At 65.4% G+C, this 16627-nt stretch carries 18 protein-coding genes and 1 pseudogene; 8 read left to right on the forward strand and 11 right to left on the reverse strand.

Annotated features, from left to right (window positions below):
• The first annotated feature begins 82 nt into the window (after positions 1-82).
• From ACOOF5_RS08555 to ACOOF5_RS08575, 5 genes are all read left to right on the forward strand, one after another.
• Complete coding sequence (locus tag ACOOF5_RS08555; protein ID WP_420438147.1) at positions 83-607, forward strand: hypothetical protein; 525 nt, start codon at positions 83-85, stop codon at positions 605-607.
• A gap of 64 nt (positions 608-671) precedes the next feature.
• On the forward strand, positions 672-1673 hold the full coding sequence (locus ACOOF5_RS08560) for a hypothetical protein (protein ID WP_420438149.1): 1002 nt from the start codon (positions 672-674) through the stop codon (positions 1671-1673).
• A 147-nt stretch (positions 1674-1820) separates the two neighbouring features.
• Positions 1821-2903 (forward strand): hypothetical protein, encoded by a 1083-nt coding sequence (locus ACOOF5_RS08565; protein ID WP_420438151.1) that lies wholly within the window; start codon positions 1821-1823, stop codon positions 2901-2903.
• A gap of 149 nt (positions 2904-3052) precedes the next feature.
• Positions 3053-3838, forward strand: coding sequence for an enoyl-CoA hydratase/isomerase family protein (locus ACOOF5_RS08570; protein ID WP_420438153.1), 786 nt, complete (start codon positions 3053-3055; stop codon positions 3836-3838).
• Between the two features lie 39 nt (positions 3839-3877).
• Positions 3878-4381 (forward strand): hypothetical protein, encoded by a 504-nt coding sequence (locus ACOOF5_RS08575; protein WP_420438155.1) that lies wholly within the window; start codon positions 3878-3880, stop codon positions 4379-4381.
• An 89-nt stretch (positions 4382-4470) separates the two neighbouring features.
• Here ACOOF5_RS08575 and ACOOF5_RS08580 read toward each other — a convergent pair whose 3' ends face one another.
• A complete protein-coding gene (locus tag ACOOF5_RS08580; RefSeq protein ID WP_420438157.1) occupies positions 4471-5349 on the reverse strand; it encodes an LLM class F420-dependent oxidoreductase in 879 nt (292 codons plus the stop codon).
• 135 nt (positions 5350-5484) lie between these two features.
• On the opposite strand from ACOOF5_RS08580, the gene ACOOF5_RS08585 reads away from it, so the two are divergent.
• On the forward strand, positions 5485-6828 hold the full coding sequence (locus ACOOF5_RS08585) for an MFS transporter (RefSeq protein WP_420438159.1): 1344 nt from the start codon (positions 5485-5487) through the stop codon (positions 6826-6828).
• A 272-nt stretch (positions 6829-7100) separates the two neighbouring features.
• Positions 7101-7475: a VOC family protein gene (locus ACOOF5_RS08590; protein ID WP_420438161.1), complete on the forward strand. Its 375-nt coding sequence runs from the start codon at positions 7101-7103 to the stop codon at positions 7473-7475.
• A gap of 45 nt (positions 7476-7520) precedes the next feature.
• On the opposite strand, the gene ACOOF5_RS08595 is transcribed toward ACOOF5_RS08590, so the two are convergent.
• From ACOOF5_RS08595 to ACOOF5_RS08610, 4 genes are read right to left on the reverse strand one after another with little or no spacing between them, the layout of a single operon-like run.
• Entirely contained in the window at positions 7521-8681 is a 1161-nt protein-coding gene (locus ACOOF5_RS08595) for an NAD(P)/FAD-dependent oxidoreductase (protein ID WP_420438163.1), read from the reverse strand.
• Between the two features lie 54 nt (positions 8682-8735).
• Positions 8736-9128: a type II toxin-antitoxin system VapC family toxin gene (locus tag ACOOF5_RS08600; RefSeq protein WP_420438165.1), complete on the reverse strand. Its 393-nt coding sequence runs from the start codon at positions 9126-9128 to the stop codon at positions 8736-8738.
• Complete coding sequence (locus ACOOF5_RS08605) at positions 9119-9373, reverse strand: type II toxin-antitoxin system Phd/YefM family antitoxin (RefSeq protein WP_420438167.1); 255 nt, start codon at positions 9371-9373, stop codon at positions 9119-9121. Before ACOOF5_RS08605 ends, ACOOF5_RS08600 begins: the two co-directional genes overlap by 10 nt.
• 42 nt (positions 9374-9415) lie before the next feature.
• Positions 9416-9826, reverse strand: a complete 411-nt coding sequence (locus ACOOF5_RS08610) for an RDD family protein (RefSeq protein WP_420438169.1) — start codon at positions 9824-9826, stop codon at positions 9416-9418.
• Between the two features lie 87 nt (positions 9827-9913).
• On the opposite strand from ACOOF5_RS08610, the gene ACOOF5_RS08615 reads away from it, so the two are divergent.
• Positions 9914-10834, forward strand: coding sequence for a dienelactone hydrolase family protein (locus ACOOF5_RS08615; RefSeq protein ID WP_420438171.1), 921 nt, complete (start codon positions 9914-9916; stop codon positions 10832-10834).
• Between the two features lie 109 nt (positions 10835-10943).
• On the opposite strand, the pseudogene ACOOF5_RS08620 reads toward ACOOF5_RS08615, so the two are convergent.
• From ACOOF5_RS08620 to ACOOF5_RS08645, 6 genes and pseudogenes are all read right to left on the reverse strand, one after another.
• Positions 10944-11069 (reverse strand): annotated as a pseudogene (locus tag ACOOF5_RS08620) (AAA family ATPase); the annotation flags it as partial.
• A gap of 106 nt (positions 11070-11175) precedes the next feature.
• On the reverse strand, positions 11176-12291 hold the full coding sequence (locus ACOOF5_RS08625; protein ID WP_420438173.1) for a hypothetical protein: 1116 nt from the start codon (positions 12289-12291) through the stop codon (positions 11176-11178).
• A 272-nt stretch (positions 12292-12563) separates the two neighbouring features.
• Positions 12564-12791: a hypothetical protein gene (locus tag ACOOF5_RS08630; RefSeq protein WP_420438175.1), complete on the reverse strand. Its 228-nt coding sequence runs from the start codon at positions 12789-12791 to the stop codon at positions 12564-12566.
• A 156-nt stretch (positions 12792-12947) separates the two neighbouring features.
• Positions 12948-13175 carry a hypothetical protein gene (locus ACOOF5_RS08635; protein WP_420438177.1) on the reverse strand — a complete coding sequence of 76 codons (228 nt, stop codon included), beginning with the start codon at positions 13173-13175 and terminating at the stop codon, positions 12948-12950.
• Between the two features lie 1119 nt (positions 13176-14294).
• Entirely contained in the window at positions 14295-15359 is a 1065-nt protein-coding gene (locus tag ACOOF5_RS08640; RefSeq protein ID WP_420438179.1) for a hypothetical protein, read from the reverse strand.
• On the reverse strand, positions 15356-16585 hold the full coding sequence (locus tag ACOOF5_RS08645) for a hypothetical protein (RefSeq protein ID WP_420438181.1): 1230 nt from the start codon (positions 16583-16585) through the stop codon (positions 15356-15358). Before ACOOF5_RS08645 ends, ACOOF5_RS08640 begins: the two co-directional genes overlap by 4 nt.
• Positions 16586-16627 lie beyond the last annotated feature (42 nt).

Genomic DNA, 16627 nt, shown 5'->3' on the forward strand with positions numbered 1-16627 from the left:
GCAGTTTGTGTGCATGACCGTTGATGCTTAGCGGCTGCAGGCACGTGCTGCTGCCTTGCGTGCTGACTGTGCTTCAGAGCGCGTGATCGCCGACGAGCTCGGCGTCACCCGTCATGCCGCGTGTCGTATTTTCGCCGAGGTCGACGCGGGCACCATCAACGCCGATACTGACGCCGCCGCCGACGCGGTCGCGTTGGACAGGCTGCTCGCCGTCGCGGTCGACAGCGGCGACACCCGCGGGGCGTTGGCGATCCTGGCGCCGCGAGCGCCGTTCGACGGCAGCCGACCGGCTGACGCATCTCGCAGCGTTGCCCACCGCTGTAACGACCATCGAGGCCGAGACGGTCGCCCCGTGAGCGGCGGCCATCAAAGTGTGCGCTCGGCCGTCGGCGTGATCGAATGCTCATGCGGCCTGACTGTCACCGCGCACGCATTGCGCCGAGGCGGACGGTACGCCTGCCGAGCACGCCGCCGCCGAGGTCTGCGGCAGTCCGTCGTGCTCGACGTGAGCCGTCGCCCGAAGCCTCATCCGCTGCGGCCCACGGCATGGAACGAGGCGGCAGCGAAGCTGAAACGCCTGATTCTTGACGCCGCCGCGAGCCTGTAGAAACCCTTCCGCAATCTGGCAATATCTGGTGGAGGCATACAGCAATGCGGTGCAAGGGAACTCGATGAAGATGCGACCCACGCAACGGCGGTCGAAGCAGAAACTGCTGACGGTCCTCATCGTCGCAGCAGTACTGACGCTGAGCGCGTGCGGACCATCGTCCGATCAACGAGTGATTGCTGGCAACCAGGCTGACGGTCTGGCCGGCGTGGACAGACCAGATCCATCAGAGCTCACCGCTCGAGAGCTCGTCCTCGCAGCCATGAGCCTTCAGGTCAGCGAGTCGAGCCGAGCGAGCGCCACCACCGACATGGGCGATGCCGGCAGCAACACGGCCGAGTATGAGATCGACGCGTACGGCAATACGCGCACCACTACATTCCAGCAGTTGGTACCGGGAGACCCGGGTTCTCTGAGTTCCCATGAGGTGCTCGACGTCGATGGTGTCGGGTACATCCGGCTCTCTATCCCTGACGAGCAACTCGGCGAATCGGAAATCGAGATTCCCGACGGCTGGATGACGATGGGACGCGAAACTATGGAGTTGTTCGGCGTCAGCTGCGGGCCTCCGGTACCGGGTTCCGTACTCGACAGCGAGGCGTGTGTGCCGCCCAACGATCTCTCTGGGATGACGGACTTCGTGCTCGAGGCGGCCATCGTCGGACGTGAATCCGTGCGCGGTGTTGAGACGATCAGAGTCCAATCGGCACTCGACTTCAAGTCGCTCATGGAAGAGGCCTTGGATGACGGCTCCGTCGAGGGCTTCATGGACCTGGTCGTTGCCATGATGCCCAGCGAACTTCCCCTAGAGCTGTGGGTTGACGACGACCTGCGGGTGCATCGCATGAGTATGGACGTCACTCCGAATCTCGAGGCGTTGGGCGAAGAGCTCGGTGAGGAGATCGACGAGGTGCCGACGGTGATCGTCGTGATGGACTTCTACGACTTCGGTGCCGATATCACCATTGAGGCGCCGCCCGCCGACGAGATCATCGGCGAGTTCGGCGAGTGGCTCGAGAAGCTGGGATTCCCGGGCCTGGTCGCGGATCCGATCTCCACGGCATAGCGCTCGGCGTCGGCACGAGGTCGCTGTTCCACCGGCAATGCCGCGAAAAGTGACTTTGAGCGGACAGGAACCTGTGTCACACTCGACGCAGGCCGGTTGACATCTGCGGTGCCCAGCAGACGACGCTGCCGCACCGGCAAGGAGATGATGAACGTGAAGGCTCGCAGGGCGAGATTCGCGGCAGCCATGGCGGCAGCGGCGCTGATCGCCGCTGCATGCAGTGGTGACGCCACCAACGGGGACGGGGAAGGTGCCGCAACGCAGGCGAGCGCTGCACCGGCTACGACCGCAGCGCCCCCGACCACCGTGTCACCCACAACTGCGGCACCGCCGCCGCCCTCGACTGCGCTTCCGACCGCTGCGTCGTCGTCTGATGCCTTGGATCTGCTGCGCGCCAGCGTGGAGACGAGCTTGGGTCGATCCGTCCGCGGCGACATGACGCTGATGCTCCCCGAGCCCGGCGAAGATGTTCCGCCCCTTTCCCTGCGCTTCGAAGCCGATGCGCAGGGCGATGTCTCAGCGTTCATTGAACTCGACGGCGAGGTGGCCCTGGACCCCGACGCGCCCGACGATGCTTCGACTGCAGGAATCGCTCTGGAATACCGGTCGGTGAGCGCCGAGAGCTTCGTTCGTGTCGTCGTCCCGCCTGAGATACGGGATTTTTCGACCGTTCGTCTGCCGCCCGAGGGCTGGTTCACCGTCGGACCTGAAGCCGTCGACGTGGTGGGTCCGGTGTGCCCGACAGCGATCTTGGGGCAGCTCGGGACTGAGGGGGGATGCGAGTTCCCCGATGACATGTCCGGTCTGCTCGATGCCGCGACCGGCGCCGAGATTGTTGGCACCGAAGACCTCGGTGGCACCTCGACGACTCGAATCGACGTCTCGATCGACCTCTCTGCGCTGATCGAGCAGGACCCTTCAGCAGGTGCCATCGTCGGAGACGAGGACCTGACCGATTTCTTGGTAAGCGACTTGCTGCCCGTTGAACTGACCGTGAGTTTCTGGGTGGATTCCGATGGGCTGATGCGCCGAATGGGCATCGACCTTGCCGCCCTCCTCGGCGACCTCATGGGCGCTTTCACCGGTGAGTCGGCTGATCTGGGTGATGAGCTTCCCGAACTCGGCCAAACGGTCAACTTCTACGACTACGACGCCGATATCAGCATCGAGGCGCCTCCGGCCGACGAGATCGTCGGCGATTTCGGCGACTTGATGGGATTCGATCTCTGAGTCGGCTGATCGCCTCGACTTCGCCCAGTTCGCGATCTGCTCGCAGTCTCATTCCTTCCAACTCATTCCTCCCGGCGTGGTCTCTGAACGCCTGGCGGTCGGCGCGTGTCAAACTGCCGCGTATGGATCTCGGGAGCGGGGGAGCGGGCATGTCGTTGGAACTTGAGACGGTGCGGGTGGACGGCGATGGTGCGGTGCGGCACCTCGTGCTGAACCGGCCAGAGGTGCACAACGCTGTCAACTCCCAGCTGGTCGCTGATGTTCACGCTGCGTGCCTCGCGCTCGACGCGGACCCCAGCGTGCGGGTGGTGATCGTGCGCGGCGAAGGCCGCAGCCTTTCCTCGGGCGCGGATCTCAAGCAGGCGCGCGGCACCAGCCTCGACGCGATGCTGGGCTCCAAGCAGGGTGCTCGCATGTACGACACCCTGATGCACCTCAACGCGATCACGATCTGCCTGTGTCACGGGTACATGATCGGCGGCGGAGGGGTGCTGCCCGCCGCGTGCGACTTCCGTATCGGCAGCCCGTCGATGAGCCTCACCCTCAACGAGGTCAGCATCGGGTTCAACCTGACGTGGCATTCGGTGCCGGCACTGGTGAACCTGGTCGGTCCGCACCGGGCCAAGGAGATGCTGATCCTCGGGCGCACCTACGGCGTGGAGGAGCTGGACTCGTGGGGGTTCTTCACCGAGACGGTGTCTGGTGACGACGAATTGGTGCCTGCTGCCGAGCGCCTCGCCGCGGCGATCGTCAACCAGCCGCCGGTGCCCGTCACGTCGTCGAAGGCGTCGATCAACGCACAGGCGATGCCGCTGGGCCGAGCAATCAACCACCTCGACCACATCGCCGTCGGCTACATGGGCAAGAGCGAGAGCTCCCGTACCGCCGTGCGCAGCTACTTCGACCAGAACGAGAGGAATTGGTCCGACGACTGAGCGGCATCGCCCGATGAGCGCGCCTGCGAGGATGGTCGCGTGAGTCCCCGCAGCGAGGACCCGTCAGGACACGACTCGACGCCCGGCGGCGAAGAAAAGGCCATCGGCGGCCACGCCAATCCTGACGGCCGAGACAAGGCCGAGACCGAGCCATCTGCGCGTCGCCATCGAGAAGTCGGCTGGCCGAACCAGCGGACGCTTCTGCTGTACCTGGTGGGAGGGCTGCTGATAGCGGCGATCCCCGTTGCGGCGTCGCGCCTTGTCGATCAGCCCGATGGCGAGGCGTACACCATTGACATCCCGCCCGGCACGGCGGAGCGCTTGGCCGCCGGCGAGGACGTCGAGATCGTCCCAGACGAGTTGGACTTCAAGCTGCGCGACCTGCTGATCATCGTGAACCGCGACTCGGTGAAGCACACCATCGGCCCCTTCGAGGTCGGGCCGGGCGAAACCTCCGAGCACACATTCGGCGAGGCAGCAGCGTTCAATAGCTACTGCTCGCTGCACCCGGCGGGCAGCATCCGCATCTCCATCGGCGAATGAATCAGCAAGCCTGAGATGTCGTCGACCCATCGGAACCTGGGCCGGCAAGCACAGATGCCATAGCCGCCGCAGCGGTCGCGCGTGACCCCTTAGGCCTCGTTGCAGGCCGGCAGCGCTTCGTCGGCGAACTGCGCGATCGCGTCTTCGGGCCTGCCCATGCGCAGCGCAGCGGTGTTGACCAGCAGCCGTTCGACGCCGTGGTCGCGGTAGATCTCGAACCCTGCGAGCCCCTCGCGGTGGTAGTTCCAGTAGGCGGTCAGCGCCAGTTCGGCAGGGTCGCGGCCTTGGCGGTCGCATTCGGCGTGCATCTCGCCGACCAGGCGCTTGAAGTCGTCGAGGTCCTTGTGGATCACATACCAGCCGTCGCCTCGGGCCACTAGGCGGCGAATGGCAGGCGGTGTCGTGCCGCCGATGAGCAACGGCATGCGGGGCCGCTGCGCAGGCGTCGGCAGCATCGAGAACCCGGTCCAGTTCAGGAACTCGCCCACGAAGTCCACATCCTCGCCGGACCAAGCGGCGGTCATGGCGTCGATGTACTCATCCGCGCGGGCGCCTCGCCGATCGAAGGGCACACCGAGCGCGTCGAATTCCTCTTCCAGCCAGCCCACGCCGATGCCCAGTTCGAGCCGCCCGCCCGACAGGTGGTCGAGCGACGACGCCTGCTTGGCGAAGTAGAGCGCATTGGCTTGGGTGACGATGTTGACGCCGGTGCCGAGCCGGAGCCGCTGCGTTGCCCCGGCGACGAACGTCAGGGCGATGAACGGGTCGGTGAATCCTGTGTCGGTGGGGAGGCCCAGCTTGCCGCTGGGGTTGTAGGGGTACCGGCTCTCGTAGTCGTACGGCACGATGACGTGCTCGAACGTCCACACCGATTCGTAGCCGAGCTCCTCGAGCTGCTGCGCGAAGGACCGCAGGTACCCGGGGTCGAGATAGGCGGCCGAGTTGATGGGTGTGATGCCGACGTGCATCTGCGGGACTGTACGCAAGACCCACAGCGGGCGCTCCGCGCCCGAGCGGCCGGTGGCGCGGCCAGCCTGTTCAGCCGATCGACCTGCGTTCCGCGCAGTCGTGCACGCAGCGTCTTTGTGGGCCAAGCTGTGCCGATGCCGGGGGACGCCGTTTTCGCAGTGGAGCGCGCCTCCGCGTACACCCGTGCGGATCAGGAGCGCGTCCAAAAGCGCACGGTCATCGTGCTTATCGCCAGTCAGGCCGCCGGCGGCTTCGGTCTGGTCGCCACCTACATCGTGAGTGCGCTGCTGGCCGAGGACATCACCGGCAGCTCCACGCTGGCGACGATCGCGGCGAGCAGCCTGTCCATCGGCTCTGCCTCGGTCGCCGCCCCGATGTCAAAGCTCATGAACAAGTACGGCCGCCGGTCGGGCCTGCGATTCGGATACCTGGTGGGTGCGGGGGGCGCGACGCTGGCGGTGCTGGGAGCGATCCTGCTCAGCTACCCGCTGCTGTGCCTGGGCGTGTTCGGTGCCGGCGCCGGCAACGCCGCCAACTTGGCGACTCGCTACGCAGCGTCGGACTTGGCACAGGAGAACCGGCGCGCCAGCACCATCAGCATGATCGTGTGGGCGACCACATTCGGTTCCTACACCGGATCTGTCGTGTCGGGTTATGCGAGCGAGGTCGGCGTCTCGATCGGCTTGCCCGACAAAACCGGCTCGTACGTGTTCGCCGGGGTGATGTTCCTGCTGGCAGCGGCGATCGTGGAGGTCTTCCTGCGCCCAGACCCGCTGCACATGGCCAACGAGCTGGCGGCCGAGGGTGTTGCCAACGGGACCCGCAAGGCCGAGGCTCGGCCGACTGTGCGTCAGGCGATCTCGCTGATCATGCAGCAGAGACAGGCACGTCTCGCCGTGTTCGCCATGATTGTTTCGCAGGTGACGATGGTCGGCGTCATGGCGCTTACACCGTTGCACATGAATGAAGGCGACCAGTCCCAGAACGTCATCGGTCACATGATGGGATTCCACATCTTGGGCATGTATCTCCTGTCGCCCCTCGTGGGCCGCCTCACCGACTCGGTCGGCAAGTACCCGATGCTGTATGTCGCGGGAGGGCTCTGCACGTGGGGTGCGTGGTGGGCGGCGGTGACACCGCCCGAGGGCGTCCTCGGCGTGTTCATGGGAAATTTCTTGATCGGGCTGGGATGGTGTTTCGGCGTGGTCGCCGCGTCGAGCCTGCTGGTGGAGCTGTACCCGATCCATCAGCGAGTGTCGGTGCAGGGCGTGGGCGACTTCGCGATGCTCGGCGCGGGTGCGCTGGCTGGGCTCAGCTCGGGCGCCCTGTACGAGACGTTCCAGTACCGCGGCGTGAACTATGCGAACGCTCTGTTCGGCATCGCGCTGGTGGCGGTCACCTTCTTCACCTACACCGGGATGCGGCGGGCGACGCGACGACCGCAGCACGAGCAGACCGCTGCCGCCGTCCGCAGCTGATTTAGGGCGTCTCTTCGGGCGGCGGCTCCACCATGACCAGCGTCATGTCAACTCGGCGCGGGTTGCCCCGGGTGATCAGGCGCTCCAACCGCCGTCGACGTGGATCGTCTGACCGGTGTCGTCTCCTCGCTGCGCCCTCGCGTCTCGGCCGTTCGAGTCTGACACCCGATGCCGATCTGTCGCCACAGTCGGCAGGATTGCAGCATGGCTCATTCGAACCCTGCCACCGGCAAAAGCCGTGTGGCGAGCGGAACTATTGCGAGGGCCGCCCGATGAGCGTCGTGGGCATCGACCACGTTCAACTTGCGATGCCATCCGGCCGTGAAGCCGAGGCGCAGGCGTTCTATCAGGGGTTGCTTGGCGTACAGCGGGTGCCAAAGCCGCCGCATCTGGAGGTCCGTGGGGGCTGCTGGTTTGAGAGCGACACCGTCAAGATTCATCTCGGTGTCGAGGACCCGTTTCGGCCGGCACGCAAGGCGCACCCAGCACTGAAGGTGGATGGCCTCGCGGCCCTAGTCGAGCGGTTGGGGGCAGCGGGGATCACCGTCCGAGACGACGAACCGCTCGAGGGCTACCACCGTGTCTACGTGGACGACCCCTTCGGCAACCGCCTTGAGTTGATGGAGCCGGCGGTGCTGCGTTCCTGACCGAATCGCTCTCACCGGCGGCGCTCTGTCAGCCGCTTCGTCTCCTCAAGTGTTCGAAGGCCGGAACGACGCAAGCTCCAGCACCGGGTCGTTCCAGCCGCCTTCGGTGAACAGCGTCCCCGCCAACCGCCCGATCTCATCGGCGGACTTAGCTGCTGAGCCGCAGCCGCCGACCGCGACGGCGACGTGATCGTCGACCCAGTCGATCCAGGGCAAGGCGTGCGGGGTATTCGTGACGACGCAGGGCTTGATGTCGCCTGAACGGATCGTGCGCTCGGGGAGGAATTCACGCAGCCGGCTCTCGAGATCGTCTGCTTCGGCCTGGCTCCCGCCGCTGCGGAACCAGTCGACCACGGTGGCGACATCGTCGGCCATGGTGGCGGCGGGGTCGTAACCGCCGATCTTCAGCATGACCCGACCGTCCGGGAATCGAACGGGCGGAACCCAGTAGACGTCGTGGCGGGGGTCTGCCTCGCACGTGGCCGGGTCCGTCCGCGAGATGAAGCTCGGCAGCGTCGGGCCCTCGCCGAGTTCGGCCATCAGGATCGTCCGCAGGCTGCGCTCGAGCGGCAAGTCGACTCCGACGAGCTCGGCCGCCCAGGCGCCGGTGCACAACAGCACGCCCTCGGCCACGAGCGTGTCGTTCTCGACGGTGAGTTGCACGCCGTCTGGTGTCGACACAGCTGCGGACACCGGCGCATCCACGACCGTCCCGCCCGCTGCGGCCGTCAGTTTGCTTTGCGCCGCGATCATCCGTCGTGGGTTGATGTGGCCCGCCGGCGCAGCTTCGAGGATGATTGTGTCCGCGCTCGACATGTCGATCCCGAAGCGCTCTGCGACCTCAGCCGCGCTGATTTCACGTGCGTCGACGTCAAGCTTGCGGGCGTGAGCAAGATCCGCTTGGGGATCTGCGGGGGAGTAGACGAGCCCGGCACCGGAATGGAACGAGATGCCGGAGCGCTCCTCGATGTCTGCGTACCTGCCGATCGAACGGATCGCCAGGTGCGACCACGCAGGATCGGGATCGATCATCCGGGTGATGCGCCCCTCGTCGTAGTGGCTCGCGAACGGACCCGACGACGTCGCATAATCCGCCGGTTCACCAGGCCCGATCAGCGCCACCGAACGCCCGGCCTCCGCCAGGTGCCGGGCGGCAGCGCTCCCGATCAGACCCCGCCCGACAACTGCAACTTCGAACTGCGACACGCCCGCAAGCTAGATGCTCTCGGGGCAGAAGTGCCGGTGACCGGAAACTCGTGGTCAAACTCGGACAACACCCAAGTCGTCGAGTTCAAGAAAGTCGGCGTCCTGAGTGACGACAGGAACTCCATGGGCGACGGCCGTAGCTGCGATCCACGAGTCGTTGATCGGCATCGCCAATCCTCGCTCTCGCAGCGTGACTCGCAACCGTGCCCATACGGCAGCCACGTCGCTGTCCACCGGAAGCGGATGCAGTGCCAATGCGCTGGTCAGTGTCGAGAGTCGGCGATCACGCACGACAGTGTCGGCTGCTTTCAGCACAGCGACGCGAAGTTCGCCGATCGTGATGGCCGACACGCTCAGACGATCAGGCAATGCATCGGTTCTCAACGGACGACCCGTCTCGCGTGCGATGAACAGCGACGTGTCCGCCAGCCCGCGGCCTACGGCCACGGCAAGTCGTCCGTTGTCTCGGACTTGAGATCTGCCAGGTCATCAGCCAGACCGTGGTCTGCTTGATGGGCCAAGACATCACGGATGAAGCGCTCGCGACTCATCCATTGAGGGCGTTCCTCGATGGGCCGGAGTTCGGCGACCGGCTTGCCGTGCACCGTGATGCAGACCGACTCGCCCGCAGCGACTCGTTCTAGCAATTCACGCGTTTGATTGCGCAACTCACGAGAGGCCACGGTTTCCATGAAGGCAGTGTCGCACATATGCGACGTATGTAGCACTCCTTGCTAGCTCTGCCGGGCCGAGACGCGGACGATCGTGCTGCACACGACCCGGTCAGTGAATGACCGGCGGTCGCGACTCAGCATCAGGACACCGGCGTCCACGATCGATCCGAAGCCCAGCGAGACGGCCCAGAAGAGGCGTTGGAAGACTTCGCGGACGAACATGCGGCCCCAGCCGAAGGGTGTGCCGTCGGATCGCACCGCCACCAATCCGGTGAGGAACTTGCCCGGCGTCTGACCCCATGCCAGCACGAAGAGCCAGCACGGCACGTAGACGACGATGAGCCACCAGAACATGAGAACCAGCAGGCCGAAGAACCCGTCGATCGCGTGGGCCGTCAGGCGCCGAATGGGTCCCGCGCTGGTCACGTGCGCATATGGCTCGTTCTGCGGCGGCTCGAAGCCATCGGACATGCGGCGAGTCTGTCAGCGCGCCCCCGCCGACGCAGTGATCGGCGTTTCGTGGAAGCCGGACGGGTCGGGACGCGGCAGGCTGTGCCAATGGCCGACATTGCGCTCACCATCCCCTCGGCGAACCCCACGAACTTCCATCAGGCCATATCGGACACTGCCGCGATGGTTTGCCAGGACATCTCGGCGAAGCTCTTCCTGCCCGAGGGGCCTGGGCTGTTCCCGGTCGTCATCGTGGTTCCGGGCAGTCTCGGGCTCCAGCCCCATCATCTCGCTCACGCGTCGGCGCTCACTGACCTCGGCATCGCTGCGTGCGGTATTGATCCCTTCGGTCCACGCAGCGTCACCTCGACTGTCGCCAATCAGGTCCAGTACTCGTTTGCGACGAGCGCCTGGGATGTGCTCGCTACCGCCGAAGTGCTCGCCCAACGCCCCGATATCGACGCGACCCGCATCGGCGCGCAGGGCCACAGCCGGGGCGGCTCGGCGGTGCTCAGCGCTGCATCAGTGCACCTCGCCGCGGCCTCCGGCGCCCCGAAGCTGGCGGGCGTCTATGCCGCCTATCCCTGGTGCGGCCACCAGTTCGTCGACCCTGCTGTCGGCGGCACGCGTGTCCGAGCGATCATCGGCGATCAAGACGACTGGTGCTCGCCGATGCAGGTCCAAGCCCACATCGGGGCCATGCGGGTCGCGGGCGGCGACGCCTCGGTGCGGATCGTGCCCGATGCCCACCACAGCTTCGACCGCACCACGCCGCTCGAGCACATCCCCGATGCTGCCGTGACGCCAGGAGCGCCCACCGTCTACATCGCCGATGACGGCGCCTTCATCCCGCCGACCTCCGACGAGCCGGACCCGTCGATGGTCGATCTCGACGGCTTCCTCCACGCCATCAACGCGGGCTACGGCGTCCGCGGCGCCCACATCGGCGGCAGCCCCGAGCTCGCCCGCCTCTTCGTCGAAGACATGACCACCTTCTGGCTCGAAGTCCTGGCACTGACCTCGGAGTGAATGCCATCCAGGTCGGCGTCGCCATGTGCTCGTCAGCTACCGCCGGTTTGCCAAGCCCAGTCGCATCGGGAAGGGCGCTGAGCGCCCGCATCAGCCTGTGCAACTCCAGTCAGGGGCCGAGGAGGGCGGCTGGCACTACCGCGATGCCATCTTGACGTCGATATGACTGCGGTCCTGTGTTCACGATGACGGCGTCGGCAAGTCGGTCACCGATGCGTTCGGCGAGCCATCGGAGCCCCGCAGTGTTATCAATACAACTAACGCACTAATACCAATACAGGTATCGCAGTCCTAGCGATACATGTGCCGCAGAAGCCAACCGCCCCGCCCTCAGGTCGGAGCTACCAAGTGCTCGCCAGCTCCTGCAGGCCCGCCAAGTCGAGCCGGCGGTCGTGACACCACCACCAGGCGTAGCTGCACACGGCGCCATTGGTGAGGTCATAGGAGTCGGTGATCTGGCGCAGGTGATGGATCGACAGGTAGGCCTCGGTGTGGGCGTAGGCGATGGCTGCGGGATCCCAGCGGTCGGTGTCGACGCTGGCCCATTCGTATGCGTGGGCGAACGTGGCTGTGGCCAGGCGCACCGCGGCAGGTACGACGGAGCCGTACCAGTCGCGTACCGATGTCTCCACCTGTTCGGACTCTGCCGGCGAGGGATCCGGCACGTCGGGATTGTCACGAGCCGACAGGTAGCTGTGCAGTATGGCCGTGTGCTCGTGCTGGCTGACGAGTGTTCCTGTAAGGGCACTGTCAAGGTCGCGCCGGGCGGCGTCGAGCGCTGACGAGGCTTCGGGCGGTGGCCACACCACCGGGCTGGGAGCGACATGGGCCAGGCTCAGCCCGAGCGAGCTGGCAGCACCCACGAAATTCGCGAGATCCATGACCGCGTCAAGAGCCTCGTACATGCCTGCGGGCCACGGTCCCTCGGCTTCGCACACCGACCGCAGCGTGACGCTGTGGTCGTAGAGGACCGGGTCGGGTTCGAGGGCTGCGTGGGGGTCGGCAGCCGCATCGCCCAGCGCCGAATCCCAGCGGCGCGGAAACGCTGTGCGGCACAGATCGTTGGCGTCGTACGGCGACGCAGCTCTCGTCGCGATTCCGCCCAACAGTTCTGCTGCCATGGCAACCTCGAAGCCTCCATTGGGCGTGCAGGTCTCAACAGCCGCGCCGCCCCCGCGCTCTCGCCGGGCATCGGCCCGTGTCGCCAGCTGGTGGGTGCCTCCGCAGACCTGGCGCCCAACTGCGCTCGGCGGGTCGCTGCCGGGACCGGGGAAGCCGGGGAGCCCATCGGCCGCAGTCGCCATCTCGTCGCACGCGCGCACGACGAATTCGGACCAATCGATGTACCTCTCCGTCTGCAGTGCGGCGTACAGCGCCTCTTTGGCGCCATGCACCAGCCACGGCGGCCGCTCGGCCGAGTCGTAGTCGGGAAGGATGCGTGTGGTGTGTTGTGTCATGTCCCGCAACGTAGGCAGGGGCTGTCACAACCTTCGCCCGAATTTCGGCATGAGGCTGTGCCGCCGTCCAACTGCTGGACCGTCATCGAACGGATGCACCGTCAAGGTCTTGACTTTCGCCGCGAGGCGTGCTTGCCGGGAGCCGTCACGCCAGACCTGTGCGAGGACGGGATGCGTGGTGTGCAACGAGGAATCGGGCCCTCGAGTCGCGAGGAGAACCTGCGCCGCATCCTCGCCCCGGTCCACCGAGATCAAGACGCCCGCGTCAAGGATCACAGGCCGTAGCGCTCGGCCATCGCCGCGACTGCAGCCTCATCGGGCGGCCCGCTTTCTCGGGCCCACTCCGCGAGAAAGTCGTCGAGCGCCTCCCGGCGATCTTGATCGGCCGCGAGACGACACAGCGCTTCGCGAACCGTGGCGGTCGCTCCGCCGAATGCCGGAGCGAGCCGTGCGAGGAGTTGGCGGTGTTCATCGTCGAGCCGAACTGCAGTCTTCGCCATGGCGCCGACTGAATTGGACGCCTGCTGGCCCGTCGCCCGAATTAAATCGGTTGGCCGTCGAACAAGCATGCGCGTTGATCGTCCTAGGCGACGACAGGCACGCTGCGGGCCTCGCGATCCGCCGATGTGCCGAGATCGGAAGACCAGCGTCGAGAATTACAGGCCGCAGCGCTTGGCCATGGCGGAGATCTCCTGGTCGCTGAGCGGGCCGTCCGCTTCCTCCCACGCCTTCATGAAGGCATCGAAGGCCACCTTGCGGTCGTGGTCAGCGGCGAGTCGTTGCAGCGCATCGTGGACGGCGGCTGCCTTGCCGCCGAACTTGGGAGCGAGCCGCTCGAGGATCTGTCGGCCTTCGTCGTCTAGCCGCACCGTTCTCCGGGCCATGCCATCGAATGTATTGGACGACTGTGCGCTCGACGGCAAACGTTTCGGCACTGCCCGTCCAGAGGCCAATCATGCGGGCGTGCGGCCGCCATAGGCGATGCTGACGGCGAGGTCGTCAAGCACGCCTTCGGCTTCGGCCCACTCGCGGATGGAGGCCATGAGGTCCGTCAGATGGTTCGCACCGCCGGCGAAGCCCAGATCGTCCTCAGCCCATCAGTTGGCGCCTTTCCCAGAGTTTCGGTACACGCGTACGGTGTGCATGCGTTGCTCCTGCGGCTCTGCGCTTACCTCCGCAATAGATCCGGAATTTCGGCGTCATTCAGCAACGCGCGTTCGCTCAGCATGTGGCGAAGCGCCCGAGGCGGAACCTCGCGCCCAACGGTGCCCCCTCGACCAGCGGGCGATACACACGCCGTCGCCCCGAGTCTCCAGACCGAGTTCGATGAGTTTGAAGTCATTGGCGCCGTCTAGCTGGAGGCGCTGTTGCGGGCGAACCGAACGAGAATCCGGCGCAGTCGCGGGCTTGTCGCGCGCGAAATTGGGAATAGTCGAAAGGAAGACGATGCCCGATCATTCCAAGTCCCGTGAAGTTCGAAAAGCGGCTGCTCGCCGCCGTCAGGCGCATGAGCGCGGCGATGGGCGAAGCCATCGCTGGCCGGGTTCAGGCGACGTGCGAGGTCTGCCCGGCCCGAACGCCAAGGCACCGCCGCCACCGCCGCCACAAGAGCCGGAGGACGCCGACTCAGCAAGCGAGTAGGCCATGTCCGCAGCGCTGGTCGCGTTGCTGCTGACGGCGGTCTTCATAGCGCCGGGAATGCTCTACCGGTACGAGCGCAACATTCGGTGTGCGGTCCCGGTGAGTCGACGGCAGCGACTGCTGCTCGCGCCTGCCACGCTCGCCATCGGCTTCGCAGCGGTCGTGGCGGCGCTCTGGATGTTCGCCGCCATCCGCTGGATTCTTCCCGAGCAGACTCCCAATGTCGGCGAGTTGCTGACATCATTCGGCAGCTATTCGCGGGAGAACTTGCCCGTGCTGGGCGCGTGCGATTTCGAGTCGCCTGGGCAGCACGTAATTCGAGCTGCACGCTGTCGACGATCACCCGCCGTAGATGGCCGTGGCTACAACTCGTCGAAGAGGGTGGCCGGTTCTTCGACGGCGGTCTCCAGATTTGTTGCCGGGTTGGCCGGATCCGCTCGTTCGAGACGGTCGGTGACCGCGTCTTGAAGCTCGGCGTTCGGAAGGTCTACTTCTCGGCAGTCCCCCGAGACTCGACGCACTTCGACCACCGGCTTCAGTGCTCTGTCCACAATCTTTCCAACGGCTTCGCTGAACTCTTGCCTATCGGTGTCTCGCCACTGATCGAACACACCAAACGTCGCGGCGCTCAGGAGTCGGGTGCCATCGAGCATCAGCGTCGTCGGAGGCCGTGCTTGGCCGACTGCGGCAAGCATGTGGGTGAGTACGCGCGCCGTCAATTCCTGAAGCCCAGCCGAGCGAAGTTCTGGTTCTTGGCTGCCGTCAATCCCGGGCATCCAGGGAACGAAGTAGAGGGGCTTTACCTCGTTTTCCCCATCTGCGCGTAGAACGATCGGTCGGTCGGCGAGTGCGGCGCCGAGCGGCGTCGGCAGATCGACCGGCCGCGGACTCGACAATGCGACACCTTCGGCTTCGAGTGAGAGACCGATGGCCCCGGTTGGCGCAGCGGGAACGCTCTCGGCGACAAGGGATCGGGCCAAGTCCTTGAGCGTCGAAGCGAGTCCGTCGGCATCGGCAGCAGTGGTTGCGTAAAGGACGTGACCCGGTCGTTCGCCTGGCTCGGCGAGCGACGGAGCGAGGTTGAAGGATGCAGCGATGAGCTTCAGCGCCTGTCGACGATTTGACGAGTCCGTTGAGAAGCCTCGCGCCTTCAGTTCGACGATGGGCTGGACTGAGTCACTTGAGTGCCTCAGCCAAAGGTCCGGACGACATGGTGAACGATTCGCGGAACCACTTAGGCTCGTGAGCGCAGCGATCGCCCGCTCACCCCTCGGCATGAGGACGCTTCTGCCGATGGAGCCGAGGTAGTAGCCAGCTTGCCTTAGGACTGGTTGGATCTGGCTCTCGTCGGGGAGGTCTTCGAGAGCCCACAAGAACGTGTTGAGCTGGAAGACCTGATCCGAGAGAAGTGTGGATGCGTCGGTCATGCGGCAGCCAGCATGGAATTCTCGACGGCAGTGTCGTAGCGCTCGTTTCCGAGCCATACGTCCACGCTCGGGTCGAGGAGGCGCTGGACGTTGGTCACTAGCCGGTGGATCGTGTTGCCGCAGGTCCCACGAGGCAGGACGGCGACAAGTTGCTTGCTCGTTACTTCGAGCAGGAACGGTTGCCAGAGGTGACGATCTATGGCAGCGACATGGACCTTGGTCGGCCCACGTCGCGTGACATAGCCGCCGATTCGAAGCCGACTGGTCCGGCGCTCGAGCCCGAGATCGACGAATCGATTGAAGGTCGCCTCGCTCAAGGGTTGACGGAACCCGATAGTGACCGGCGCGCCCTTGACCGTGAAGCCGTCCTCACCAACCTCGATTGTGTCGACCCAGAGCTGATCTTCTGAGTGCTCGGTGATGCGCCGATACAAGCCGAGGACCTGCGCAACTGCCGACCGATGCTCAACGAACGAGTCACTTCTGTTGGTCGCGTGGCCGTCGTGGTAGAGCAGGTGGCCTCCCCTGCTCCCGCTGGGGATTTGCAACTGAACCAACGAGTGCATCGGGTCGTACAGGTCTCGAAACTGCGGAAGCTTCTCTTGAAGCACACCTAGCCGCTCGGTGAGCGCCACCTTCGACCGTCGGCGCTCGACAAACCCATGAGCCGCTTCATCGTCAGCGGGCTCGTCATCGTCGATTTCGGCCGCATCTGTGTCACTGAGGTCGGAGGCGGTCTCGTACCACGCTTCGTGCTCGAAACCGAGGCGGACGTAGCGGTGCGCTGGAGTGGTGCGTTGCACGTACTTCCATAGTTCGAACAGAATCGGCGACGAGAGCCAGAGCCGGTCCAGCCACGGGTTGCGGTCGACGACCTGCCGAACCCACTTGTTGCTGTCGTCAGCGGCCAGCGTCGTGTAAAAGACCGGATGTCGCTCTTCGAGCGCTTCCAGCAATCCGACAACGCGACCCTCGTGAGTTGCGTCCTCGACGCGGTAGAGCGTGTCGTCGAGGCGGTGCATCTGAATGTGAGGCGGGAAGAGCGCCGCCAATTCCGGGGTCGCGTGGTCGTGCCTGGCTGTCTCGAGCATGTAGGTCTTGAGCAGTTTTCGAGTCAGCTTGCCGTCACGGAGCTCGGCCACCGTGGGCTCGGTGTAACCCTCGAGGTGGTCGACGAACGCCTCTCGGGACTGGAGCCGAGGCAAGTATCCAGAATCCGTCGCCATGGCCCATCAAGCGTACGCAGTTGCGGACTTGGGCACGAGACG

This window comes from Candidatus Poriferisodalis sp. (assembly GCF_965214215.1).
Lineage (GTDB): Bacteria > Actinomycetota > Acidimicrobiia > Acidimicrobiales > Poriferisodalaceae > Poriferisodalis.